The sequence below is a fragment of the Dyella caseinilytica genome, assembly GCF_016865235.1.
GTDB classification, from domain to species: domain Bacteria; phylum Pseudomonadota; class Gammaproteobacteria; order Xanthomonadales; family Rhodanobacteraceae; genus Dyella_B; species Dyella_B caseinilytica.
Genome location: NZ_CP064030.1, coordinates 230,289 through 253,800 on the forward strand (window position 1 = coordinate 230,289; position 23,512 = coordinate 253,800).

The window sequence follows — 23,512 nt, forward strand, 5'->3', positions numbered from 1 at the left end:
CCCCATCCGTTACACAACCGTAGGCCGTCACGAAGCTGTGATTCGGCTTTAACAGAAGTGAACAGGGCCGCGAGCTAGCATGGCTACCATGCTGGTGGGTACGGCCACCCTCGACTACACTGCTTTTTCAACGCTTCCGGGTATATCCAAGATGTTAGATGCTGTGCTGCAGTTCCTTTCCAACGGCGTAACTGGCGCCGGGTGGGTGGGGATCGTTGTCTACCTGCTGGTAGTCACCCAGATCACCATCTTCACCGTCACGCTCTACCTGCATCGCTGCCAGACGCATCGTGGCGTCGACCTGCATGCGTCCATTTCGCACTTCTTCCGCTTCTGGGGCTGGCTCACCACGGGCATGGTCACCAAGGAGTGGGTTGCGGTGCATCGCAAGCACCACGCCAAGGTGGAAACCGAGGAAGATCCGCACAGCCCGCAGATCTACGGTCTCAAGAAAGTCTTCTGGGATGGCGTCGGTTTGTATCGCGATGCCAGCGAAGTGAAGGAGGACCTGGAGAAGTACGGCCGCGGCACACCGGACGACTGGATCGAGCGCAAGCTCTACAGCGGTCATCCGTACTGGGGCCCGTCGCTGATGCTCATCATCAACCTCGCGCTGTTCGGCGTGATCGGTGCGGCCGTGTGGGCGGTGCAGATGGCGTGGATCCCGTTCTGGGCCGCCGGCTTCGTCAACGGTGTCGGCCACTGGTGGGGTTATCGCAACTTCGAGAGTTCCGACACCGCTACGAATCTCGTCCCTTGGGGTGTCTGGATCGGCGGCGAAGAGCTGCACAACAACCACCACGCTTTCCCCAGCTCGGCCAAGTTCGCGCTGCGCAAGTGGGAGTTCGATATCGGTTGGGCGATGATCTGCGTGCTGCGTTCGGTAGGTCTTGCCAAGGTGCTGCGTGTGGCGCCGACGCTCGACATCCGCCCCAACGTGCATCTGCCGGATGCCGAAACCCTCAAGGCCGTGTTGACCCATCGCTTCCAGGCGATGACCGATTACTACCGCAACGTCATCGTGCCGACGCTGGCCGACGAAGCGCAGCATGCCGGCGAAAGCATCAAGGCCGTGCCGCGTCGTCTGCGTCGCGCCTTCGCCGATGGTGGTCGCTGGCTCGACGGCGAAGGCCACGAGCGCATGCAGGCTGTACTGGCTAAGCGCCCGACCCTCAGCACCGTCTGCGATTTCCGCAATCGCCTGGCCGAGCTGATGGAACAGCGCGGTGCCGAGCAGGCACTCAAGGGTCTGCAGCAGTGGATCACCGAGGCTGAGCAGAGTGGCATTCGCGCGCTGCAGGATTTTGCCCAGCGTTTGAAGAGCTATTCGTTGGTTGGCAGCAACGCCTAATTTCAGCGCTGCGAGTGATCAGAATCAAAAGCCCGCCATTCGGCGGGCTTTTTTGTGGCCGGTGGAACTGCGTTTGCCAAATTGAGGGTGCGGGGTCACGCCTATGGCATAAAGCGCGAGCGTTGTTCGGGCGTCGGCACAAAGCATTGGTCGCTGCGACCGAAAAAGCGATAGCGATGACGTGCGACGAAGCGATATGCCACGTCGCGTATTTTTTGTGGAAACGCCAGGATCGTTGCGCTCAGCCAATGCCAGCGTCGTTGCGGTAAGGTGCGAAGAACGCGAGCGATCGCGGTTGCATCGGTGTAGCCCTGATCGTTTTCGACCAGCAACATGGAAAACGGTGAGTCTGGGTCGAGGCCATGAGAGATCAGTAGCTGCCGACCGCTGTCCGATTGCATCGCGGCGAACCGATAGCGACCTTCACGATCGTGTTCCAGTAGAAAGCGGATCCATCTGCTACAGAGTAGGCAGACGCCATCGTAGACGACGATAGGCGAGCTTATGGAGTGACTCATTCGCCGCGATCTCCACCGTTACTATCTTTACGCGACAAGTTTGCCAGCTGTCGGCCATCGTGTGTTGCGGGCCGAAGCATAACGGTCTGGGGCGCGTCAGGCAGATAAAAGAAAACCCGCCACAGGGGCGGGTTTTCTTAAAGCTTGGAATGCTGATCAATTACTTGATCTTGCCTTCCTTGTAGATCACGTGCTTGCGAACGACCGGATCGTACTTCTTGAATTCAAATTTGTCCGGGGTGTTCTTCTTGTTCTTCTGCGTGGTGTAGAAGTGACCGGTACCGGCCGACGAGATCAGACGGATCTTGTCTTGCTTGCTGTTAGCCATGACTTACTCCTTAGACCTTTTCACCACGGGCACGCAGGTCGGCAATCACGGCCTCGATGCCCTTCTTGTCAATCGTGCGCAGCGCCTGGTTGGAGACGCGCAGTTTCACCCAACGGTTTTCGCTGGGAACCCAGAACCGACGCTCATGCAGGTTGGGCAACCAGCGGCGACGGGTCTTGTTGTTAGCGTGCGAGACGTTGTTGCCGGTCTGCACACCCTTTCCGGTGACTTGGCATACACGGGCCATGATGACCTCCGTAATTCGTAAACCGCCCGTTAGCCAGGGCGACATCGGCCCAGCGGCGCTGTGCGCCACGCGATGCTGGAGGTCTTGCTCTCGCCGGGAGTCGTGAGGTCCGCATCGCGTTGCGGACATGCCCGGAAGACCGGGTCGACAGAAGGGCGAGCCGCGCATTGTCTCAGAAAATCAGGCGGGTGCGCAATCTTTGAGCAGCCGTGTGACGTGGGGGCTTTGATATGCCGCGCGTTGCCCCCACCCCGTCTCATAGCGGGCGGACCAGGATATATGGAACAATCCACCCCTTTGCGCACTTCGCGCGCACCTATTTTGAACCGAGGGATTCCCATGGCAGAAATCACCGCCAACGGCCAGAACAACGGCCCCGCCGGCCAGCCCCAGCTGGCGCTGCAGAAGATCTATGTAAAGGACGTGTCCTTCGAGGCTCCGAATGCTCCGCAAATCTTCCAGGAAGTCGGCGAAATCAGCGAAGCGCCGCAAGTCCAGCTGAATCTCACCCAGCGCGCGACCGGCCTGGGCAACGACCTCTACGAAGTCGTGCTGAGCCTGACCCTGACCTGCACCGTGAACGACCGCACCGCCTACCTGGCCGAAGTGCATCAGGCTGGCCTGTTCGGCATTGCCGGTTTTAGCGAGGCCGATCACGCCGGCATCATCGGTAGCTACTGCCCGAATCTGCTGTTCCCCTATGCACGCCAGGTGATCTCCAGCCTGGTTCAGGAAGGTGGTTTCCCGCCGTTCCTGCTCCAGCCGATCAATTTCGAAGCCTTGTACGCGGAGCAGCAGCGCCGTGTCGCTGGCGAGCCGCATACGCTCAATAGCTGATTTCTCCGCTATGAGTGCTCAGCCATTGATGGCTGTTCTGGGCGCCGGCTCCTGGGGCACGGCGTTGGCGACCCTGGCCGCGCGCAACGGCGTGCCCACCCGCTTGTGGGGGCGCGATGCCGAAGCGCTGGCGGCCATGAAAGCCACGCGTCGCAACCAGCGCTACCTGCCGGATCTGGAGTTGCCGGAAGAACTGGACTACGAGCCCGACCTGGCCGCTGCTGTGCGCGGCGCCAAGGTCGTGCTGATCGTGGTGCCCAGCCACGCTTTTGCCGAAATGCTGGATGAGCTGGCGCCGCTGCTCGACCCCGAGGCCAATATCGCCTGGGCGACCAAGGGCTTCGAGCCGGGTACCGGACGCTTCCTGCACGAACTGGTGGCTGAAAAGCTGCCGGGGCGCGAAGCTGCGGTGATCACCGGTCCGTCGTTCGCACGCGAAGTGGCGGCGGGGATGCCGAGCGCCGTCACCGTGCATTCGGAAAGCGAGGCGTTTGCCCAGGAGCTGGCCGTCCTGCTGCATGCCCCCAACTTTCGGGCCTACTCCGGCAACGATGTGCTGGGTGCGGAGCTCGGTGGCGCCATGAAGAACGTGCTGGCGGTCGCCACCGGCGTCGCCGACGGCATGAAGCTGGGCCTCAACGCCCGCGCCGGTCTCATCACCCGCGGCATGAATGAAATGTTGCGTCTGGGCAAGGCGCTCGGCGCGCGCCCGGAAACCCTGATGGGTCTGTCCGGCCTGGGCGATCTGGTGCTCACCTGCACGGGCGACCTGTCGCGCAACCGCCGATTGGGCATCGCGCTGGGGCAGGGCATTGGCATTCATGAAGCGGTGACGCAGATCGGTCAGGTGGTCGAAAGCGTCGTGACAGCCGATGAAGTGATGCGCCTGGCCGAGAAGCATGGTCTGGATTTGCCGATCAGCAAGGGTGTGCAAGCCGTGCTGCATGGCGAAGTCACGCCGGTCGAAGGCCTCAAAGCCTTGATGGCGCGCGAGCAGAAGCCGGAGTATCCGGAGGGCTTGTTCGAAACGCGTCGAGCATGACTTTTGATTCTTTTGATTTAGATGTCCGTACTGCTTGCAGCACGGACCCGAATCGCTGCTAAGCTCAAGGTTTTGATCGCTCCAGGGATCGCATGCGCATGCACCTACCGGACGAGAAACACCACGGCGATCCCTCCGCCCAGAGCGACGAGCGCGAGGAAAGCCTGCCTGGCGTATGGCGCAAGCTGTTGGCAAAGCCTGCCGCTGCTGCCGTGCACGAGCACGCCGTGCTGGGTTTCTTCTTCGAAGTGATGCCGGAAGACGGCGCGCCTTACGCGCGCCTGGACGCGGCGCCGGTGCTGCTGGTTCCTGCCGAGCACGGGCGCTTCACCCGGCCTGCACCCTTGGAGAGCAAGCTGCTGGCGCATACGGCGCTGCAGATCCACGAGCAGCGTCTTGCCACCGCAGCGCTGGGCCTGCCGCAGACCCTGCGCAAGTCGCGCAGCTACGCTCGGCTGACCGGGCACGTCGGCAACACCTTGCTGGCCGAGATGCTCGACACCGCCCCATGCTTCCTCGGCGGGCTGGCTGGTCTGCGCCTGTCGCGCGGCAAATCGCATCAACTCAACTGGCACTGGCACCTGGAGCATGACGGCAGCCAGCGGCTGTTGCCCGCATTGCCACACAGCCAGCGCCTGCTGCGCCTGGATGGTCTGTGGTACCTCGACGCCGAACGCGCCGAGCTGGGCCATCTCGAGGCCGATCCAGAAGAAACGCATTGGCTCGACCTGCCACCGCTCAAGCACGAATACAGCCGTACGCTGCGCGGCTGCCTGCCTTCGAGCCGGCTGGCGCAGCGTATCCCGTTGCCGCAGGTGTTCGATGAACTGCGCAAGGCCGAGCACGCGCCCAAGCCGGTGCTCATCCTGCATGCATTGACCCGTCACGCGCGACTGGCTGCCGGTACGCCGCCGCTTGCGTACGCGCGGCTCGCTTTCGATTACGCAGGAGAGCGCCTGCCCGGCCGTGGCGGCGAGCCCTTGGTGCGCCGCGTACGCAACGGGCAATTGGTGGAAATCACGCGCCGCCGCGCCGAAGAGCTCTCCACCATGGAGCAATTGGAGCGCGCGGGGCTGACACTTGGCGTGGATACCGAAGGTTTGCCCTGGGATCTGGCCGACACCTTGCCCGAGGATGCCTGGCTGTTCCCCGGCAAAGGGCACGCAGGCGCGCTGGAGGTCAATACGCCGGCACGCTGGTTGGCCTTGCGGCCGAAGCTTGAGGCCGAAGGCTTCCTGCTCGAGTACGCGCCGAGCTTCCCGTTCGAAGTGCTGGAAGGTCCGGTACGTTGGTACGGCAATGCGGTCGAAGATGCCGATGATCATGCTTTCGATCTGGAAATCGGCATCGAAGTGGAAGGTAAGCGCCGCAACTTGTTGCCCGCCGTGGCGCAGGCGCTGGCCGAACATCAACTCAACCTGAGTCCGGCGCCGAACGAGCCGGAAGATGCCGTGTGGTATGCGCCGGTGGATGAACGCCGCCGTGTGCCCGTGCGCTTGAAAGAGCTGCGCGGATTGCTTGCACCGCTTGCCGAATACCTGGAAAAGCCCAAGAAGAAACTGCATCTGCCGCGCGTGCAGGCAGGTCGACTGGAAGAAATTGTCGAAGCGCTGCCGAGTGGCGGTGAGTTGCAGGCACCTGAACAACTGCGTGGTTTCACCGCGCGTCTGCGCGATGCGGCCGAGCGCGCCAGCGATGCCATCCCTCCCGGACTCACAGTCGAAATGCGTCCGTATCAGCGCGAAGGTTTGCGCTGGTTGAATGCTTTGGCCGAAGCCGGTGTCGGTGGCGTGCTTGCCGATGACATGGGTCTGGGCAAGACGCTGCAATTGATCACGCACCTGCTGTCGCTGAAGGAAAGCGGCGCGTTGCAGCAACCGGCGTTGATCGTGGTGCCGACCAGCCTGATTCCCAACTGGCTGGCGGAAATCGCACGTTTTGCACCCTCGCTGAAAGCGCTCGCCCTGCATGGTCCGCAACGCAGCGGCGACTTCTCGCAGATTGCTTCGCAGGACATCGTGCTCACCAGCTATGCCTTGTTGCCGCGCGACGTCGTCACGCTGCGCAAGCAGCCCTTCTCGTTGATCGTGTTCGATGAAGCGCAGCAAGTGAAAAATCCACGTACGCAAGCGCGCCGTGCTGCGCTCACTTTGCGTGCGCCACGCTGCGTCTGTCTCACCGGTACGCCGCTGGAAAATCACCTGGGCGAACTGTGGTCGCAGATCGATCTGGCAGTACCCGGCCTGCTGGGTGATGAAGGCGCCTTCCGCCGTCACTATCGCGTGCCGATCGAAAAGCAGCACGACGAAGAATGCCAGGCGCGACTCAATCGTCGTCTCGCCCCGTTCATTCTGCGCCGTACCAAATTGCAGGTGGCGTCGGAACTGCCGCCCAAGACCGAGATCACGCGCCGCGTCGTGCTCGATGGCCGTCAGCGTGAGCTGTACGAAAGTCTGCGTTTGTCGCTGGCCGATGAGTTGCGCGAAGTCATCGCACAACGTGGTATCGCGCACAGTGGCATCGTGGTGCTGGATGCGCTGCTCAAGCTGCGTCAGGTCTGCTGCGATCCGCGTCTGGTGAAGCTGGAAGCGGCACGCGGCGTGCGCGACTCTGCGAAGTTCGAATTGCTGATGGACATGCTGCCCGCGTTGCTGGCCGAAGGCCGCAAGGTGTTGCTGTTCTCGCAGTTCACCGAAATGCTCAAGTTGATCGCCAACGAGCTGGATCGCCACCGTATCCGCTACGTGATGCTGACCGGTGAAACGCGCGATCGCGCTGAACCCGTGCAGCGTTTCCAGGATGGCGACGTACCGCTGTTCCTGTTGTCACTGAAAGCGGGTGGCGTCGGGCTCAACCTCACCGCGGCCGATACGGTGATCCATTACGATCCATGGTGGAATCCCGCTGCCGAAGCGCAGGCCAGCGATCGCGCGCACCGCATCGGGCAAGACAAACCGGTGTTTGTATTCCGCCTGATTACTGCGGGCACCGTCGAAGAGCGCATCGAAGAGCTGAAAGCGCGCAAGGCCGAACTGGCACAAGCGGTGCTGGAAGGTGGCGGTACGCGCGAGAAGCTCAGCTTTGATCAATCCGACCTGGATGCGCTGCTGGCGCCTTCTTGATGGAATGCGTTTCGCTGCGCTATGCGAGCGATGGCATATCGCTCCACGCGGATTTTTTCGAAATTTAGGATCGGTCAGATAGGTCCCGCCAAGTCTCTACTTTAGCTTGTCGCGCGAACGTCGAAGCGACTAGCTCTATCGCACAGGTTCAATGGCATGTCGTCGTGTTATCGGGCGACATACGAGGCTTTTCGTGCGCCGTCGTTCAGGATGGTTCTTGCAGCACTCTCTTCTCGCGGATGTGTGTCGTCAGCGTGTGTCCGCGCGTATCCATTTAGGACGGACCCTACCTTGATCAACTCTGCAAATACGTTCATCGGAATGACCCGGCGCATCCTCGTTGGCGCCATCTCAGCGAGCCTGTTCGCACCGTACGCATCCTACGCGACCAGCGGACAACAAGTGGCCAATGGTGTTTCGCTCCTGCTCGCGCCAGACAACTACGTGACGTCCGCATTGCCAACGCTGTCCGTGCTCAATGCGGGCAGCATAACCGCGGACGGCGGTGTGTCGTTGAATGCTTCCGGCAGTAGCGGCATCGGCGCACAGGTCAATGGTCAAGGCAGCTGGCTGGTATTCAGCGGCGGAAGCATCAGTACCAGCGGTCCATATGGTTATGGGGTTTATACGCTGGCCGGCGGATCGGCCACTATTGGGCGTGATTCCCAAGGCGCGGGGACCAGCATCACCACATCCGCAAACTACGGTTACGGTTTATACGGCACGGATGCCGGCACGGTTATCAATGCCGTCGGGGCTACCATCAATACCTCGGGCGGGGCGAGTTACGGCGCACGCATCAGTGGTGCTGAATTGCTATTGGCAAACAGCAGCATCAGCACAATAGGTAATACTTCCTACGGCGTTTATGCTGATGCGTCGACTTTCGATCCCGCTGCGCAGGGGCAGGTTGTACTCAACAAGGTGTCGATATCGACGCAAGGTTCCAGTTCACATGCTGTGTATCTTGATGGATCGCGTGCGGGCGTAACGGCCACTATTACCGGTGGCTCATTCACGACGTCAGGTAACCAATCGGTCGGCATCTACTTGACGCAAGGTGCGCAAGCGACGGTAACGGGAGCGAGCGCGCAAACCACGGGCACCTCCTCCTACGGCATCAGCATGAATCAGGACGGTTCGCAGATTGCGCTCGATCGCGTGTCTGTGACCACGGCCGGTAACAATGCCGATGCGGTGTGGGCGCCGAGCAACACCATCATCACCGCGAGCAATTTCGATATCCACACCACGGGCGGCACTGCGCTGGGTTTCGACAATCGTGCATCGACGATCACCCTGACGAACGGCAGTATCCTCACTGAGGGTGCTAACTCTCATGCGCTGTATGCATCACAAGAATCTTCCAGCGCCGCTGTCATTTTCGGCGAAAATCTCGACATTCAAACGAAAGGCGCTGGTGCCGTTGGTGCATGGGCACGGCTGGGCGGTCAAATATCGCTAAGTGATAGCACCATTGCGACAACGGGTGACACGAGCGTTGGTGTTCGTACTGGCGGGGGAAGTACGGTTCTGCTGACCGACACCAACATCGAAACTGGCGGCACGACGGCATACGGTGTGTACGCTCAGGGTGTGGTGAACATGCTCAACGGAACGATTCACACCACGGGTCAGGGTGCGTACGGCGTTGCGGTGGCGGACGGCGGCCAAATGAGTCTGCGCGGCGTTGACGTGATGACGGATGGTATCGATGCCGTCGGCATCGCATTCGGCGGGACGACTTCCGCTAGCGAAGGTGGTGCCTTCGGCATGGATGGTGGCTCACTTATCAGTATGCAATCCCATGCATTGGCCGCGGCAGGAAATACCGATATCAACTTGAGTAATGGCGTGCAAGCTATCGGCGGGAGCGGTGTCTTGCTGGATGTACGCGATGTGGTCGGTCAAGTCACGTTGACGATGGACAACAGCGTAGACGCCCAGGGCGACATCGTATTCGATCCGTCTCTTCTCGGCGGCGCCATTCCAGCCGCCAACACCATGGTGTCGTTGAGTAACGGCTCGAAATGGACGGGCGCTACGCAGAATGCGGTGAGCACGTTGTCGCTGGATAGCGGCAGCTTGTGGGTCATGACGGGCGATTCCTCCCTGGGTCAACTGGCGTTGAGTAATTCCACCATCCAGTTTGCGCCACCGGAGAGCGACAACTACAAAACGCTCGTAGTGAACGGCGATCTATCGGGCGCGGGTGGTGTGATCGGAATGAACACGCTGCTCAACGAAGGTGGAGTGCTTGGCAATCAGCATACCGATCGCTTGCTCATTCTCGGCAACGTCACCACGACGGGTACGGTGCTATTGGACATCACCCCGCAAGGTGATGGTGCGGCGACGGGTGCCAGCGACGATGGCACGGTGAGCCCGAGCGAAGGCATTTCCCTGGTGCAGGTCGCCGGTTCCTCGCGTGCCGATGCCTTTGCGCTGAAGAATGGCTACGCCGCCGTCGGTCCATGGAAATACACGTTGTACGCATTCGAGCCCGGTCAAACGGATCCTGCCCAGAATGCAATGAACTCTGGCACGTTCAATTGGGACTATCGACTGGCTAGCGCCTATGTGGGGGAGGCCGATGGCAGCCCCGATGCGTCGACGAATAACGTCACGCCTCAGGATGAAAGTCGGCCGGATGCGCCAGTACGTGTTCGTCCTGCGGTGGTGCCCCAAATGCCTTCTTACATCGTCGCGCCAACAGCCTTGTTGAACTATGGCGATTCGATGATCGACACCTTGCATCAGCGCCTAGGCGAGATTCGCGACGCTACCCCAAGCGATCCACACGGTGGCGAGCTGTTCGTGCGCTACGTCGGTAGCCAGGAGCAGTATTCGTCAAATCTCGGTTTTGCCGATTACGGTTTTGGTTTCGATCAACAGATCAACGCGCTGCAGTTGGGTGGCAGCATCGTCTCTTGGACTGCTGATAATTCAAGCTTGCGTGCTGGATGGGCCCTCGACAAAGGCACCACACGCGTGACACCGAATGCGCCCGACGGCGCCAGTGTAGGTAGATACGACGCGCATGGCGTGTCGGCCTGGATGACGTGGCAGCAAGCCAATGGTTTCTATGTGGATGCGGTGCTGGGTGGTGAGCACTATCGGGGCGATGTGGATACGCAGGCCCGCAATAGCGCCGTTGCCAACCTCAGGGCGGGAAGCTGGACTGCTTCGGTGGAGATGGGTTACCCCTTCGCACTTGGCAAGGGCTGGTCACTGGAACCGCAAGCCCAGCTGAAGCATCAATCGTTGACGTTCAACGACTTCGCAGATGCCGATGGCCTCTCCACGCAGATCAATGTGGGTGGCTTAACGGCAACACGCGTGGGCGCTCGTTTAGTGAAAACCGACGATACGCGTTTCTCGCCTTATCTGCGCGCGGATTTCATTCGTACCACCGGCGGTGATTCGCAAATCGGCACATCGAGCAGCGCTTGGGATGCAAGCGGTGTGTTCAGCGGAGGGCGCCTGGGTAACAGTTACAGGCTTGGTGCGGGTGCGACCAGTCAATGGACTTCACACCTGGCGCTGTATGGCGAAGCCGATTATCGGCGCGGCACTGCTAGTCATGGCTTGCGCGGCTGGCAGGCAAATATGGGGTTGCGTTTCGACTTCTGATGCGTCGTGAAAAAGGGCGCTGAATGTGCGCATTTAGCGCCTCCACCGCGTTGATGAGTTAGCGATATCGGGAGAACGCTGCAAGGCGGCAGCACGCGCGAGAAACTTAGCCTCGATCAGTCCGATCCTGGGGCTGTGCTCGCGCGGCTGATCAACATATCTTCACGGTTGCTGTGAGGATCCGCTCGCCTGCGGCCCATTAGTGGTCGCCGGTTGCGCTTGCAGCCATTCGGGCTTGCCGACGACGACTTGTCCATGGATATCGTCGAAATCGTTGCTGGCTTGTTCGTGGAGTTTGTTCGCAACGGCGAATGCGCTCTGCGGAGAAGGAGCATATCCATGGATATAGACGATGCCGCCATCTTTGGCCGCTTCGTCGATCGGCTCGATCGCATGGTTGAAGCGGCGAATGGCACGTGGCGCGGCCACGCTGTCGCCATACTTCGTTCGCATCTGCCGCCACAGGACAAGCGCCTGGCGGACTTCCTCCGGCGTCGATTTGGAACGGGCTTCGGCGTAAGCCAGCTGATATTCGGATTTTTTGCGCTCCGCGGACAACGCCAGCCATGCCAGGCCCAGCGGCCGGTTTTGCGGCACTTCGGGTATATCGCCGTTGAAGAAAGCCAGGCCGAGCGAATACTGGGCATCCTTGTTGGCCCAATACGCCGACTCCTGCAGCATGTCGATCATCTTGGGGCCGTTGTCGTGGCCGTAAGCGGCACGCGCTTCGCAGGCGTAGTAGTCACCCGGCAGGATCGGCTCGATGGCCGGCGGGCAGTAGATATCCTTATCCGAAATAGGTGGGTTTGAATCGTCCGGAGCGGGCTCGTATTGCGCGGCGTCGGGCTTGGCGCCGTTCACCGTAATACTTGGTGCCGAAGACTGTGCGGATGCGATCGTCGTGAACGACAGCGCTGCGGCGAGCGCTCCCAAAGCGAGCAATGGTGTTTTCAACATACCCCTACCTGAATCATTTCCCCAAGCCAGCATAACGGGAAAGCACCGTTTTCGATGACTTGCCAGGTCAAATCCACACGCATTGTCCACGCGTGTGAATGTAATCAGTCGCGTGCGGCGACTTCGTCAATATGTCGCAGCAGATCGGCTGGATCGTCGTACACGCGGAACGCACCCGAACGCTGCAGCTCATCTTGCCCATAACCGCCCGATAGCAGACCGATGCCCAGGGCGCGTGCGCGCTGAGCGGCGAGCATGTCCCAGATGCTGTCGCCAACGACCAGCGATTGATGAATATCCACATCCAGCCGTTCTGCCGCGGCAAGGAACAGATCCGGATCGGGCTTGGCGTGGCGCACCATGTCGCGTGTCACCACCGGCACCTTGTCCGGATCGACCCCGAGCGCGGCGAGATTGTGTGCGGCGGTCTGCATGCGGCCACTGGTGGCGATCGCCCAGGGAATACCTTCCTTGGTGAGGAAATCGAGCAGCTCGCGCGCGCCGGGTAGTGGTCGCACGGAACCTTGCGTGTGATGGCGGTTGAATGCTTCGGCATGCCATTTCTGCAGGCGCAGGATGCGTTCCTCGGTAATGTCGAGCCCTGTTTCGCGCAGCAGGATATTGGTGAACAGGCCGCCGCTCATGCCGATCTTGCGGTGGATGTTCCATACCGGCAGCACAACGCCTTCACGATCCAGCGCTTCCTTCCAGGCCAGCACGTGCTGGTAGACGCTGTCGATCAGCGTGCCGTCGAGGTCGAAAAGGAAAGCGGTGCTGGAACGTGGCATGGGAAATTTCCGGCGCGTGATGTGCGTAATGCGTAGGTTAGGTTACCCCGGATGATGTCCGGGGTAATCCAATCTACAAAAGCTTTATCGCGACAAGGACCGGCCGGACTCGAGCACTGCCAGCGCCGCTGCACCAAGCAATCCGGGTTCCGGATGCGTGATCGCGATGGTCGGCACGCGTTCCATCGTGTCGCGGAAACGTCCTTTGGCCTCGAAGCGTTCACGGAAGCCGCCGCTCTGCAGCCAAGGCATCAGGATCTTCAGCACGCCACCGGTGAGATAGACGCCATCCCAGCCGCCCAGGCTCAGCACCAGGTCGCCGGCGACGCTGCCGAAAATACCGGCCAGCGTTTCCACCGTGCGCACGCACAGGGCGTCGCTGTTATCGGTGGCGCGCGCGGTGATGTCTTCCGGCGAGTATTCCTCGGCGGGCTGGCCGGCGATGTCGGCCAATGCCAGGTACAGGTTCACCAGACCATTGCCGCAGATCATGCGTTCGTTGGAAACGCGACCGAAGCGTTCGTTGAGTCGATGCAGGATCTCCACGTCTTCCGCGGTGTGTGCTGCAAAACCGGCGTGGCCACCTTCGGTTTCCAGCACGATCCAGTGGCCGTGGCGCAGCAGGAGGCCCGCAACGCCGAGGCCGGTGCCGGGACCCATCACGACGAAGGTCTGCGACGACTTGTTGTCGTGTTCTGGTAGCAGGTCCGGGCCGACGGCCTTGAGCTGGTCTTTCTGCAGCAACGGAATCGACATGCCCTGAGCGGCGAAATCGTTCACCAGCTGCACACCGTCAAAGCCCATTTCTTGCTGCAATCCGTGCGCGGAAACCGCCCAGGGATTGTTGGTGATTTTCACCGTTTCACCATTGGCGATGCGGCCAGCTGCCGCGATGATCGCGTGTGAAGCCGTATGGCCGGTGTCGGTGAAATACTGGCGGATGGTGTCGGCGAGCGTGTCGAAATCCTTCACGCGGTAGCGCCGAACACTATCGAGCATCAACGGTGAATCGGAGGTCGTATCGGCAAGCGCGAAGCGGACGTTGGTGCCGCCAAGATCAGCAAGCAGGGTCGGGGTGTGGGTGGCGCGATCCATGGGAATTCCAGACAGCTAACCCGACAAGACTGCCTGCTGCCATGCGATTCGTCCAGCGCGGGGGCCGGTTACGCCCTCTCCCCGAACGGGAGAGGGCGCAAATGCCTCAGCTTTTCAGTGCAGACAGCGCATTCAGCAGGGCCTGTCCATTCGGGCTACCCAGCCCTGTGCACGCATCCCAGCCAACGCCAGCCTGATAGGCACCATTATTCCCTTGGGTGATGTCGCGGAACGCCGATTCGCCAATCTGATAGATCGACGCATGGATATCGCCGACCGGCGCGCCAAGCTTCTGATTAAGACGCGCAATCAGTGCCGCCCACAGCGGGGCCACGGCACTGGTGCCGCCAATGACCTGGGATTGCCCATCCACCAGCACCTGATAGCCGGTCATCGGATCCGCATTGCCGGAGACATCCGGCACGCCGCGGCCGCTGCTGCCACTGGGCGAAGCAGGCACGTTTGCATTCTGCTGCCAGGTCGGCAGCGGGTATTCGACGCTGACGCCGCCACCGGTCGCCCCTTCGTTGCTGGCCGTTTCATTCCACACCACTTCGCTTTGGATGGTGGTGCCGCTGGCCACCAGCGTGGTGCCGCCGCAGCCGAGCGAGTACGGGCTGGAGGCGGGAAAATCCACATGCGGCTGGCCGTCGGTCTCGCCGTCGCTGGAGCCGTTGTCGCCGGCGGCAACAGTGACCGTCACACCGAGTGCGGCTGCGTCCTGCAACGCGCTTTCCATCGCGCTCAACGATGTGCTGTTCCAGCCGTCTTCCGGGCCGCCCCAACTGATCGAAATCACCGATGGCTTGTTGGTGGTGTCGTGTGCAGCCTGGGAAATGGCTTCGTAAAAGCCCTGGTCGGTGTTGGCGGTGAAATACACCGCAATAGTTGCGCCCGGGGCGAGGGCGCCGGCCACTTCGATATCCAGCATCACCTCGTCGTCGGCATCGCCGCTGCCGGGCTGATTCTGGCCACCGGCCACCGAAACGGCGATGACTTTCGGCTCCGGACTGATGCCCAGGCTCGAAAAATACTGGCTAAGGTCGCTGGTGCTGTAGCCGCCGCCGAGTTCAATAATGCCGATGGTTTCGCCGGTGCCGTCCGTGCCGCTGGGGAAGTTATACAGCTGGCCCACCTGAATCGGCGTGTAGCTGGTATTGGGCGTGGCCTGCGCCCGGCGTGACCTCGGCTGCGCCACGGGGCGCCGATCCAGGCCGAGTACGGCAATGACTTCAGCAGGAAGCGTGGGAGCATGCCCGCAGCCGACAAATGGCGGATGATCGTTGAACTGGTATTGACCAAGCGTTACAGCAAATGCTTTTTCCAACGCTGCAGGCGTGCCGCGCAGATGCAAGACACGTCGATTCAGATCGTTGTCGATCTCGCTCAATCCGTACTGTTTCGCAAAGTGTCGCAGGCTTTCCAGATCGGCCGGATCGCCGCCGTAATGCTGGCCGAATTCGCCTCGCTGCCAGCGCGGCCGGTGTGGCCATGATGCTGACGGTGGTGCGGTTTTCGAGCGGCGTCGCAGGACAAGGGTCACATCGATCGGCTCGGTGCCTTCGTGTTGACCGAGATATTTCATGCCTTCGGGCGAGGTCCAGTGCGGCGAACGCTTGGTGGGTTGGCTCATGGGGGCGACTCCAGCGAGGGGGACATGCATGGCTCGAAGATGCCACACGGAATGTGTCTATCTTGCTAATGCGCGGACAGGCGTTTATCTCCGGTCACAATTGTCGGTGGCCGTGATCTCATGGATTGAGCGATTGAGGCGCGGCGATGTGTCCGAACGCACAAAATGCCGGCGGCGCTAAACTACGCAGATTGATCGACAGAGACTTGCCCATGAACTTTCCCGCTATCCGTATGCGCCGCATGCGCCGCGATGTTTTCTCCCGCGCGTTGATGCGTGAGCACACCCTGCTGCCCAGCGACCTGATCATGGTCGCGTTTGTGATCGAAGGCGAAGGCAAACGCGAGCCGGTTCCGTCGATGCCGGGTGTGGATCGCGTTTCCATCGATGGCCTGTTGCAGTTGGCGGGCGAATGCGTCCGTCTGGGCATTCCGGCGCTGGCGCTGTTTCCGTCGCCCGGTGCGTCGGTCAAGAGTGAGGACGCGGCAGAGGCATGGAATCCGCAAGGCTTGATGCAACGTGCCACGCGAGCCCTGAAGGCGACATATCCTGAGTTGGGTCTGATCGGCGATGTCGCGCTCGATCCGTATACCACGCATGGGCAGGACGGTCTGATCGACGAGCACGGCTACGTGATGAACGAGCCCACCGTCGAGGCGCTGATCAAGATGTCGCTGGCGCAAGCCGAAGCAGGCATGGATTTCGTTGCGCCCTCAGACATGATGGATGGCCGCATCGGCGCCATCCGCGAAGCACTGGAACACGCCGGTCATATCCACACACGCATTCTTGCCTATTCAGCCAAATACGCCTCGGCGTTCTACGGCCCGTTCCGTGATGCGGTCGGTTCCGCTGCCAACCTTGGCAAAGGCAACAAACACACTTACCAGATGGATGTCGCCAACAGCGATGAAGCTCTGCGTGAAGTGGAGCTGGACATCGCCGAAGGCGCCGATGCCGTGATGGTGAAGCCCGGCATGCCCTATCTGGATGTACTGCGTCGTGTGAAGGATGCCTTTGGCGTGCCGACGTTTGTGTATCAGGTGAGTGGCGAATACGCGATGCTGAAGGCAGCGGCACAGAACGGCTGGCTGGATGAGAAAGCAGTCGTGATGGAATCGCTCACCGCATTCAAGCGTGCGGGTGCTGATGCGATTCTTACCTACTTTGCGATCGATGCGGCGCGCTGGTTGCGTGGGGAATAATGTGATCGACGCGTAGGTCGGGTTGGCCTGGCGTGACTTGACGTCACGCCTCCAACGGCGAGGCAAACATCACGCCCCGATCACGCGTACTGCGCAATCCCATTCCCAAACGACCAATTCTCCTTGGCCGTCTCCACCAGATTGATGAAGACATCCTCCGACCTCACGCCAGGATCTGCCGCAAGCTTCTCCGCCACCGCTTTGTAGAACACCTGCTTCTGCGCCACGGTGCGCGTGTTGTTGCAGGTGATCTGGATGATCACCAGGTCATCGCTGCGTGCGATATCCATATAGCTGGGGTCGTAGTCGAATTCCTCCGCGTCATGCTGGCTAACAATAATGAAGCGGTCCTTGTCCGGCACGTTGAAGCTTTCGCGCATCGCGGCGTAGATGCCGTTGCGCAGGGCGGCGATATAGGCGGCGGATTTGCCGCGGCGCAAGGCTATGCGAACGAGAGGCATGGCTGACTCCTGTGGGTGGATATTCAATGGGCGGATGAGGGTTGCGAGATGTGGCCGATTGCGTAGACGTCGGCATCGTGTCCTTGGGGCCGATCCACGATGTGTTGCCAGAGACGAAAACGCATCAACGTCCACGACGTAGGATCGAACGCGCTGATCGCTGCGAGCGCACCGCGTTCGACATCATGTTGTACTTTGGCTTCTTCCTCACTGCGCAGGGCAGCCAATACAGCCTGCGCAGAAATCGGTGCGATCTCACGCGTGGCGTACTGCGCAGCGGAAAGATCGGATGCCGTCTCCGCGCGCCACACCGACCAGGTGCGCACGACGGGTCGTCCAAACGATTCCACGACACCGGCGAAGCCCGGGCCAGCGAGAAAGGCATTCATACCTTCGTGGTTGTGCCACAGGTAGAACGGCGCATAGAGATTCTCACCGCCGGCTGCGTAGGTGGAGGTGCGATCAGCGTAGAGATAGGTCTTGAACGCCAGGTGCGGAAAGTCATCGGTCAGGTGTCCGCGCTCGGCGATACGGTGGCGGATGATGTCCATGTCGTAATCGGCGGGCAGGCCGATGCGGTATTGCATGGTGATCATGGTGTGTTGTCTCCGTCGACTGTACGTAATACCGACACCGCCGAGACCGCGCATGGCCAGCCCGCATAGAAGGCCAGGTGTGTGATTACCTCGGCCAGCGTGTCGCGGTCGATGCCGTTGTCGCGCGCGCGGCGCAGATGAAAGGGAAGTTGCTCGATGCGGTAGAGCGCGACCAGTGCCGAAACGGTGATGAGGCTGCGTTCGCGAGGCGTGAGGCCCGGGCGCTGCCAGATATCGCCAAACAAGGTCTGGTCTGTGAGTTCGGCCAGTTTCGGGGCGATGTCGCCAAGGGAGTGCTGGCCGTAAAGCGGATCGTGTGCCATGGGAAGCTCCGAGCAGGGTGGCTTGACGGAACTAGCCTATCGAGCGACCATCGTATTGAAAATCGGGAAATTCAGTATATATAGTTCCAAAAAATGGGATGATTTCCATGACCCGCGTGAACCTCGATCTGGACGTCCTGCGCAGCTTCGCCACCGGCATCGAGCTGGGCAGTTTTGCCAAGGCCGCCGATCGCCTGAACCGCTCCACCTCGGCGGTGAGCGCCCAGCTCAAAAAGCTGGAGGATCAGGCAGGCACGTCGTTGTTGCGCAAATCCGGCCGCGGCATGGCGCTGACCGAGGCGGGCGAGGTGATGCTCAGCTATGCGCGCCGGCTGTTGGAGCTCAACGACGAGGCCGTCAGTGCGGTGCGCGGCGTCCAGTTGGAAGGGCGCGTGCGGCTGGGATTGCAGGAGGACTTCGGGGAAAGCCTGTTGCCTGAAGTACTCGGGCGCTTCAAGCGTGCGCATCCCAGACTGCGCGTGGAAGTCCAGCTCGCGCGCAATACGGTGTTGATGCAATCGTTGCAAACGGGGCGGCTTGATCTTGCCCTGGCATGGGAAACGAGTGAGGCGGTGCCGCATGCCGAGCATGTGCACATCTTGCCGATGTGCTGGATCGTTGGCGGCAATGAGCAGGTCTCAACGTTGTACGGCCACGGAGAGCCGGTGCCTTTGGTTGTGCTCGAGGCGCCCTGCATGATGCGCACGGCGGCGACCCAGGCGCTGGATCATGTGGGTATTCCGTGGCGCGTCGCGTTCACCAGCCCGAGCTTGGCTGGCAACTGGGCGGCAGTGAAAGCGGGGCTGGGTGTGAGCGTGCGCACGCCGCTTGGCCTGCCGGCCGATGTGCGTACGCTGGATGCGCACGAAACGGACCTTCCGGTTTTGCCGCAACTCGGTCTGGCCCTCTACCGCAGTGAAGCGGAGCCGGAGCCGGCGGTTGGGCGTCTTGCTGAGTTGATCATGGAGAAGCTGCGCGAGTCGATCGCGGCTTAGTACGGTGCCTTCTACTCGTGGTGTTTTCGTGTATTGCCGCGGGGAGGCGCCATTCATTGCAAAGCGTTGCAGATGGTGTGAAAGCACGACACTTTGTAGAAACTCCAAAATGCGTCGTCCCGGCGAAGGCCGGGACCCAGCGACTTGAAGACCTCCAAAGACACTAGGTCACGGCCTTCGCCGGGACGACGAGCTTTACTTTCGCGTCTTGGACTGATTCAAGGCCACCGCAGCACGGATGAGCGTCTTCAACGCCTTCTCGTTGATTTTCTCGTTTTCAACAAAGTCGATCGCACGCCGCGTGTTCCCGTCGAGACTGGCGTTGAAGAGATTTGAAGGGTCTTTCAGAGAGGCCCCTTTGGCGAAAGTCATCTTCACGACGTTCTTGTAGGTCTCACCCGTGCAGATGATTCCGTCATGCGACCACACCGGAACACCTCGCCACTTCCACTCTTCGACGACGTCGGGATCGGCTTCCTTGATCAGCGTGCGGAGCCGGTTGAGCATCTCGCCGCGCCAGTCATTGAGCTCTGTGATCCTTGCATCTATCAGCTGAGCAGGTGACGGCTCACTCTTGGGCATGATCGATTCTCCTTAAAGCGCAAACTAGTGAAGTGGCGACACGGTGCGGGCTTCAATCCATTCGCGCCAGCACTTCCTCCATGGACGCAAAGAACTTCTGCCAACCGTATTGGGCGCCTTTGTACGCCTGCTGCTGATCTGCATGGAAGCCCGAATGTTCCATCCGCAGATGGGTGCCTGCGCTCGTTGGAGTGAGCGTCCAGGTGACGACACTCTCCAGACCCATGGCCGCCCACGTGTAAGAGAGCGACTTGTTCGGCTCGATTTCCAGCACTTGGCAGTCGACAGAGCCCCAGTCCCCGCTAAGCGTGAAACGTTGTTTCACGACGGGCTTGAAGTCGTTCTTCATGAGCCACTCTTCGATCAGATGCGGCTGCGTGAGTGCGCGCCAGATTTTTTCCGGCGGATGAGGTATCTCGCGTTCAACGACGACGGAGAGTGTTTCGGTCGAGAGCTTGTTCATTGATCCATCCTTTTCAGCAAGTCTTCGAGGCGATCGAACCCGTTTTGCCAGAAACGAGTCATCTGGTTGGTCCAGTCAGCCAGTGGGGCCAGGGCGTTGAGTTGCGCGCTGTAGTGCGTCTGGCGACCCTCAGGGCGGTCGCGCACCAACCCGGCGTCCTTCAGGATCCCAAGATGTTTCGAAACGGCTGGTTGCGAGACCCCGGCCCTGGCCTGCAGGGCGCCGACTGTCTGCTCACCTTCGCGGCACAGCCGCTCGAAGATGGCCCGCCTGGTCGGATCGGCGAGTGCACTGAAGAGCGCATCGTGAGCGTTCGGCATGGGGACTAATCACCATTTGGTTATGGATTTATATATAACCAATGAGTTATGTATAAGTCAACAGCATCGCGCGGCGCATGGCCGCGCATCGATCCATTACTTGCCGGCGGGCGGGTTGGCTTGTTGCGGCGGCAGCAGCTTGATCTCGTAGATCAGCGGCCAGCGCTTGCCGGTGACAAACAGACGGTCTCGCTTGGCGTCATAGGCGATGCCGTTGAGCACGTCGTTGCTCGGATCCTGGGTCTCTTCCGGCTTGGGCCCCAGACCGGTCAAATTGATCACCCCCACCACCTTGCCGGTGGCCGGATCGATGCGCGCAATGAAATGGGTCAGCCAGACATTGGCGTAGATCTCGCCTTTTACCCATTCCAGTTCGTTGAGGTTGGCGACCGGTCGGCCTTCCGCCGTGACATCGATCTTGCCCACCTGTTTGAGCGTAGCCGGATCGAGGATGCGCAGGGTCGGCGTGCCGTCGCTCATGTAGATGTGATGGCCATCTTCGGTGAGCGCCCAGCCTTCACCGTCATAATCGAACGGGGCGCCGATACGTTTGAATGTCTTCAGATCGTAGACATAGCCGTGATGCGACTGCCAGGTCAGCTGGATCAGCCGATCTTTCCACGCCACGATGCCTTCACCGTAATCCGGCGGTGGCAGGTCGACTTTCTGCAGCACCTTGCCGGTGTTCATGTCGACCTTGCGAATCGTCGATGCGCCGACGTTGCCGGTGGCTTCGTAGAAATAGCCGTCGAGGTAGAAGAAGCCCTCGGTGTAAGCGCCGGTATCGTGGGGATAGGTACGTACCACCTGATAACCGTAGACCGGAATCGCTTCCTGCGCGGTGGCGACAGAAAGGCAGCATGCGAGGGCAAATACGAGCAAGAAGGTTAGTGATTTCATGGCGCTGGATCATCCCATGTCATGGCGCACGCGTCAGCAGCAAGCTATTACGTTTTTGCCTGCCATCGCGTGAAATAATCAGGCCCAAAGATGTCATCGGGAGCATTCATTTGGGGAGCAAGCGTGGATAGCCATCATTTCCTCCGTGCCGCGGTGGTCTTTTTGCTGGCGACGGTGATTGCCGTGCCACTTACCAAACGTTTCCGCCTCGGGGCTGTGCTCGGCTATCTGCTGGCGGGCATCGCCATTGGACCGGAAGCGCTGGGCTTGATTGGCAATGCCAGCGGCGTCGCCTCCATTTCGGAGTTCGGCGTCGTGCTGATGCTGTTCGTCATTGGCCTGGAATTGTCGCCGCAGCGCTTGTGGGTGATGCGGCGGGCGGTGTTCGGCACGGGATTGCTGCAGGTACTGGCGACCAGCATCGTGGTCGGGGTAGTGGCTTACGCCTGGTTCGGTTTGGTGCCCGGCGCTGCCGCGATCGTCGGCGGCAGCCTGGCCCTGTCATCCACCGCATTCGGCCTGCAGATTCTCACGGAGCGCAAGGAAGCCGGTTCGGCCTACGGGCGCCAGTCCTTCGCCATCCTGCTGTTCCAGGATCTCGCCGCCATTCCCTTGATTGCCGCGGTGCCATTGCTGGCGTCCACGTCCAGGCACGGTATCGATCCTACTGCGGTGCTACGCACCATTGGTGTGATCGTCGCAGTGGTGATCGGCGGCCGCTATCTGCTACGTCCGATTTTCCGCTTCGTGGCGCGTACCGATTCGGTGGAGGTTTCCACCGCAACAGCCTTGCTGGTGGTGACCGGCACGGCGCTGTTGATGGAGGTGACGGGCGTGTCAGTGACCCTCGGCGCTTTCCTTGCCGGTGTGCTGCTGGCCGATTCGGAATACCGGCACGAACTGGAATCGAACATCGAGCCGTTCAAGGGCTTGCTGCTCGGTCTGTTCTTCATCAGCGTCGGCATGTCGATGCATGTGCATCTGCTGGTGCAAGCGCCATTGCTGGTGCTTGGGCTGACACTGGGGCTGCTGTTGCTGAAAGGCTTTTTGCTATGGCCGCTCGGGCTTACCGTGGGCGGCCTGCATCGAGCCGATGCTTTGCGATTGGCCGTGTTGCTTGCCTGCGGTGGTGAATTTGCGTTCGTGGTGCTGCGCGAGGCTTCTGAGCTTGGTTTGATCGAAGCGCAGCAAAGCGCGTTGCTGGTGCTTGCGATCACGCTATCGATGGCGCTGACTCCCGTACTGGTTGCCGTCCTCGGTAAGGTGCTCGGCGCGAAGAAGAAAGAAGCGTCCACGCGTCCTTTCGACACGATCGATGTCGAACGCCCGCGCGTGATCATCGCCGGCTATGGCCGCATGGGACAGATCGTTGCACGCGTGTTGCGCACGCGCGGGATTCCGTTCGTGGCACTGGATCATTCGATCGAGCAGCTCGAACTTGTGCAGCGCTTTGGTCGTCCCGGCGACATTTTTTATGGTGATCCGGCACGTCCCGAACTGCTGCGCGCCGCGCAGGCCGACAAGGCAGAAGTATTCATCCTGGCCACCGACGATCCCGAAGCGAGCCTGCGCGTGGCGCGCGTAGTACGGCGTCTTTATCCCAACCTGAAAGTCATCGCGCGGGCGCGCAACCGCCAGCATGTGTGGCGTCTGATGGATCTGGGTGTCGAGGAACCGGTGCGCGAAACGCTTTATTCCAGTTTGAAGATGACGCGCAAGGCGCTCGAGGCATTAGGCCTCACGGCGGAGGACGCCATCGCAGAGGTCGAGCGCTTCCGCCGCAAGGATGCAGAGCTGATGAAGATTCAGTATCTAGTCTACGACGACGAAGCGAAGCTGATGCAGACCACGCGCGAGGCGGTCGAGGATCTCAACAAGCTGTTCGAGGCGGATGCAGAAACCCCTGCGCCGCCCGAGAAGGGGCCGGATGCGGATACGCCGTTGATCAACGAGCGTTGATCAAAGGCGGCCAAGATCTATCCCAGTTGAATACCCATGGCCCATGAGTCCGTCGTCCCGGCGAAGGCCGGGACCTAGTGACTTTGCTTTTCGAACGTTTGCAGTCACAGGACAGTCACTGGGTCCCGGCCTTCGCTGGGACGACGGAAGTGTGACT

General features: G+C 60.7%; 22 protein-coding genes. 8 read left to right on the top strand and 14 right to left on the bottom strand.

Going from position 1 to position 23,512, the window contains the following annotated elements:
- Positions 1-151: 151 nt before the first annotated feature.
- On the top strand, positions 152-1,351 hold the full coding sequence (locus ISN74_RS01010) for a DesA family fatty acid desaturase (protein WP_188799433.1): 1,200 nt from the start codon (positions 152-154) through the stop codon (positions 1,349-1,351).
- Between the two features lie 101 nt (positions 1,352-1,452).
- Here the strand turns inward: ISN74_RS01010 and ISN74_RS01015 are convergent, their stop codons facing one another.
- From ISN74_RS01015 to rpmB, 3 genes are all read right to left on the bottom strand, one after another.
- Positions 1,453-1,869 carry a thiol-disulfide oxidoreductase DCC family protein gene (locus ISN74_RS01015; protein ID WP_188796533.1) on the bottom strand — a complete coding sequence of 139 codons (417 nt, stop codon included), beginning with the start codon at positions 1,867-1,869 and terminating at the stop codon, positions 1,453-1,455.
- A gap of 160 nt (positions 1,870-2,029) precedes the next feature.
- Complete coding sequence (gene rpmG, locus ISN74_RS01020; protein WP_126675274.1) at positions 2,030-2,197, bottom strand: 50S ribosomal protein L33; 168 nt, start codon at positions 2,195-2,197, stop codon at positions 2,030-2,032.
- A 10-nt stretch (positions 2,198-2,207) separates the two neighbouring features.
- Positions 2,208-2,444 (bottom strand): 50S ribosomal protein L28, encoded by a 237-nt coding sequence (gene rpmB / locus ISN74_RS01025; RefSeq protein WP_128899395.1) that lies wholly within the window; start codon positions 2,442-2,444, stop codon positions 2,208-2,210.
- A 339-nt stretch (positions 2,445-2,783) separates the two neighbouring features.
- On the opposite strand from rpmB, the gene secB reads away from it, so the two are divergent.
- The 4 genes from secB to ISN74_RS01045 all read left to right on the top strand — a co-directional run bounded on the left by secB (position 2,784) and on the right by ISN74_RS01045 (position 11,078).
- On the top strand, positions 2,784-3,281 hold the full coding sequence (gene secB, locus ISN74_RS01030) for a protein-export chaperone SecB (RefSeq protein WP_188796535.1): 498 nt from the start codon (positions 2,784-2,786) through the stop codon (positions 3,279-3,281).
- Positions 3,282-3,291: 10 nt separating this feature from the next.
- Complete coding sequence (locus tag ISN74_RS01035; RefSeq protein WP_188796536.1) at positions 3,292-4,323, top strand: NAD(P)H-dependent glycerol-3-phosphate dehydrogenase; 1,032 nt, start codon at positions 3,292-3,294, stop codon at positions 4,321-4,323.
- Between the two features lie 98 nt (positions 4,324-4,421).
- A complete protein-coding gene (locus tag ISN74_RS01040; protein ID WP_188799434.1) occupies positions 4,422-7,445 on the top strand; it encodes a DEAD/DEAH box helicase in 3,024 nt (1,007 codons plus the stop codon).
- A gap of 321 nt (positions 7,446-7,766) precedes the next feature.
- Positions 7,767-11,078, top strand: a complete 3,312-nt coding sequence (locus ISN74_RS01045) for an autotransporter family protein (RefSeq protein ID WP_203546680.1) — start codon at positions 7,767-7,769, stop codon at positions 11,076-11,078.
- 162 nt (positions 11,079-11,240) lie between these two features.
- On the opposite strand, the gene ISN74_RS01050 is transcribed toward ISN74_RS01045, so the two are convergent.
- The 4 genes from ISN74_RS01050 to ISN74_RS01065 form a co-directional block, all read right to left on the bottom strand.
- A complete protein-coding gene (locus tag ISN74_RS01050; RefSeq protein WP_188796540.1) occupies positions 11,241-12,035 on the bottom strand; it encodes an SEL1-like repeat protein in 795 nt (264 codons plus the stop codon).
- A 104-nt stretch (positions 12,036-12,139) separates the two neighbouring features.
- Complete coding sequence (locus ISN74_RS01055) at positions 12,140-12,823, bottom strand: HAD family hydrolase (RefSeq protein WP_188796542.1); 684 nt, start codon at positions 12,821-12,823, stop codon at positions 12,140-12,142.
- An 84-nt stretch (positions 12,824-12,907) separates the two neighbouring features.
- Positions 12,908-13,918, bottom strand: coding sequence for a glucokinase (gene glk, locus ISN74_RS01060; RefSeq protein WP_188796544.1), 1,011 nt, complete (start codon positions 13,916-13,918; stop codon positions 12,908-12,910).
- 106 nt (positions 13,919-14,024) lie between these two features.
- On the bottom strand, positions 14,025-15,551 hold the full coding sequence (locus ISN74_RS01065; RefSeq protein ID WP_188796546.1) for a S53 family peptidase: 1,527 nt from the start codon (positions 15,549-15,551) through the stop codon (positions 14,025-14,027).
- A gap of 212 nt (positions 15,552-15,763) precedes the next feature.
- On the opposite strand from ISN74_RS01065, the gene hemB reads away from it, so the two are divergent.
- The gene (gene hemB, locus ISN74_RS01070; RefSeq protein ID WP_188796548.1) at positions 15,764-16,756 is read left to right on the top strand and encodes a porphobilinogen synthase; all 993 of its coding nucleotides are present in this window, start codon (positions 15,764-15,766) and stop codon (positions 16,754-16,756) included.
- Between the two features lie 80 nt (positions 16,757-16,836).
- Here hemB and ISN74_RS01075 read toward each other — a convergent pair whose 3' ends face one another.
- Genes ISN74_RS01075 through ISN74_RS01085 form a run of 3 tightly spaced genes read right to left on the bottom strand, consistent with a single transcriptional unit; the run spans position 16,837 to position 18,136 of the window.
- Positions 16,837-17,217 carry a tautomerase family protein gene (locus ISN74_RS01075; protein ID WP_188796550.1) on the bottom strand — a complete coding sequence of 127 codons (381 nt, stop codon included), beginning with the start codon at positions 17,215-17,217 and terminating at the stop codon, positions 16,837-16,839.
- Between the two features lie 23 nt (positions 17,218-17,240).
- Entirely contained in the window at positions 17,241-17,813 is a 573-nt protein-coding gene (locus ISN74_RS01080) for a DUF4865 family protein (RefSeq protein WP_188796552.1), read from the bottom strand.
- The gene (locus ISN74_RS01085; protein WP_188796554.1) at positions 17,810-18,136 is read right to left on the bottom strand and encodes a carboxymuconolactone decarboxylase family protein; all 327 of its coding nucleotides are present in this window, start codon (positions 18,134-18,136) and stop codon (positions 17,810-17,812) included. Before ISN74_RS01085 ends, ISN74_RS01080 begins: the two co-directional genes overlap by 4 nt.
- A gap of 107 nt (positions 18,137-18,243) precedes the next feature.
- On the opposite strand from ISN74_RS01085, the gene ISN74_RS01090 reads away from it, so the two are divergent.
- On the top strand, positions 18,244-19,131 hold the full coding sequence (locus tag ISN74_RS01090; RefSeq protein WP_188796556.1) for a LysR substrate-binding domain-containing protein: 888 nt from the start codon (positions 18,244-18,246) through the stop codon (positions 19,129-19,131).
- Positions 19,132-19,326: 195 nt separating this feature from the next.
- On the opposite strand, the gene ISN74_RS01095 is transcribed toward ISN74_RS01090, so the two are convergent.
- The 4 genes from ISN74_RS01095 to ISN74_RS01110 all read right to left on the bottom strand — a co-directional run bounded on the left by ISN74_RS01095 (position 19,327) and on the right by ISN74_RS01110 (position 21,396).
- Positions 19,327-19,713, bottom strand: a complete 387-nt coding sequence (locus ISN74_RS01095) for a DUF1801 domain-containing protein (RefSeq protein WP_188796558.1) — start codon at positions 19,711-19,713, stop codon at positions 19,327-19,329.
- Between the two features lie 52 nt (positions 19,714-19,765).
- A complete protein-coding gene (locus ISN74_RS01100; protein WP_188796560.1) occupies positions 19,766-20,176 on the bottom strand; it encodes an SRPBCC family protein in 411 nt (136 codons plus the stop codon).
- Positions 20,173-20,496, bottom strand: a complete 324-nt coding sequence (locus ISN74_RS01105; protein ID WP_188796562.1) for an ArsR/SmtB family transcription factor — start codon at positions 20,494-20,496, stop codon at positions 20,173-20,175. Before ISN74_RS01105 ends, ISN74_RS01100 begins: the two co-directional genes overlap by 4 nt.
- Before the next feature lie 96 nt (positions 20,497-20,592).
- On the bottom strand, positions 20,593-21,396 hold the full coding sequence (locus tag ISN74_RS01110; protein ID WP_188796564.1) for a glutaminyl-peptide cyclotransferase: 804 nt from the start codon (positions 21,394-21,396) through the stop codon (positions 20,593-20,595).
- A 123-nt stretch (positions 21,397-21,519) separates the two neighbouring features.
- Here ISN74_RS01110 and ISN74_RS01115 point away from each other — a divergent pair, with 123 nt between their 5' ends.
- Complete coding sequence (locus tag ISN74_RS01115) at positions 21,520-23,355, top strand: monovalent cation:proton antiporter-2 (CPA2) family protein (RefSeq protein WP_188796566.1); 1,836 nt, start codon at positions 21,520-21,522, stop codon at positions 23,353-23,355.
- The last annotated feature ends 157 nt before the right edge of the window (positions 23,356-23,512 follow it).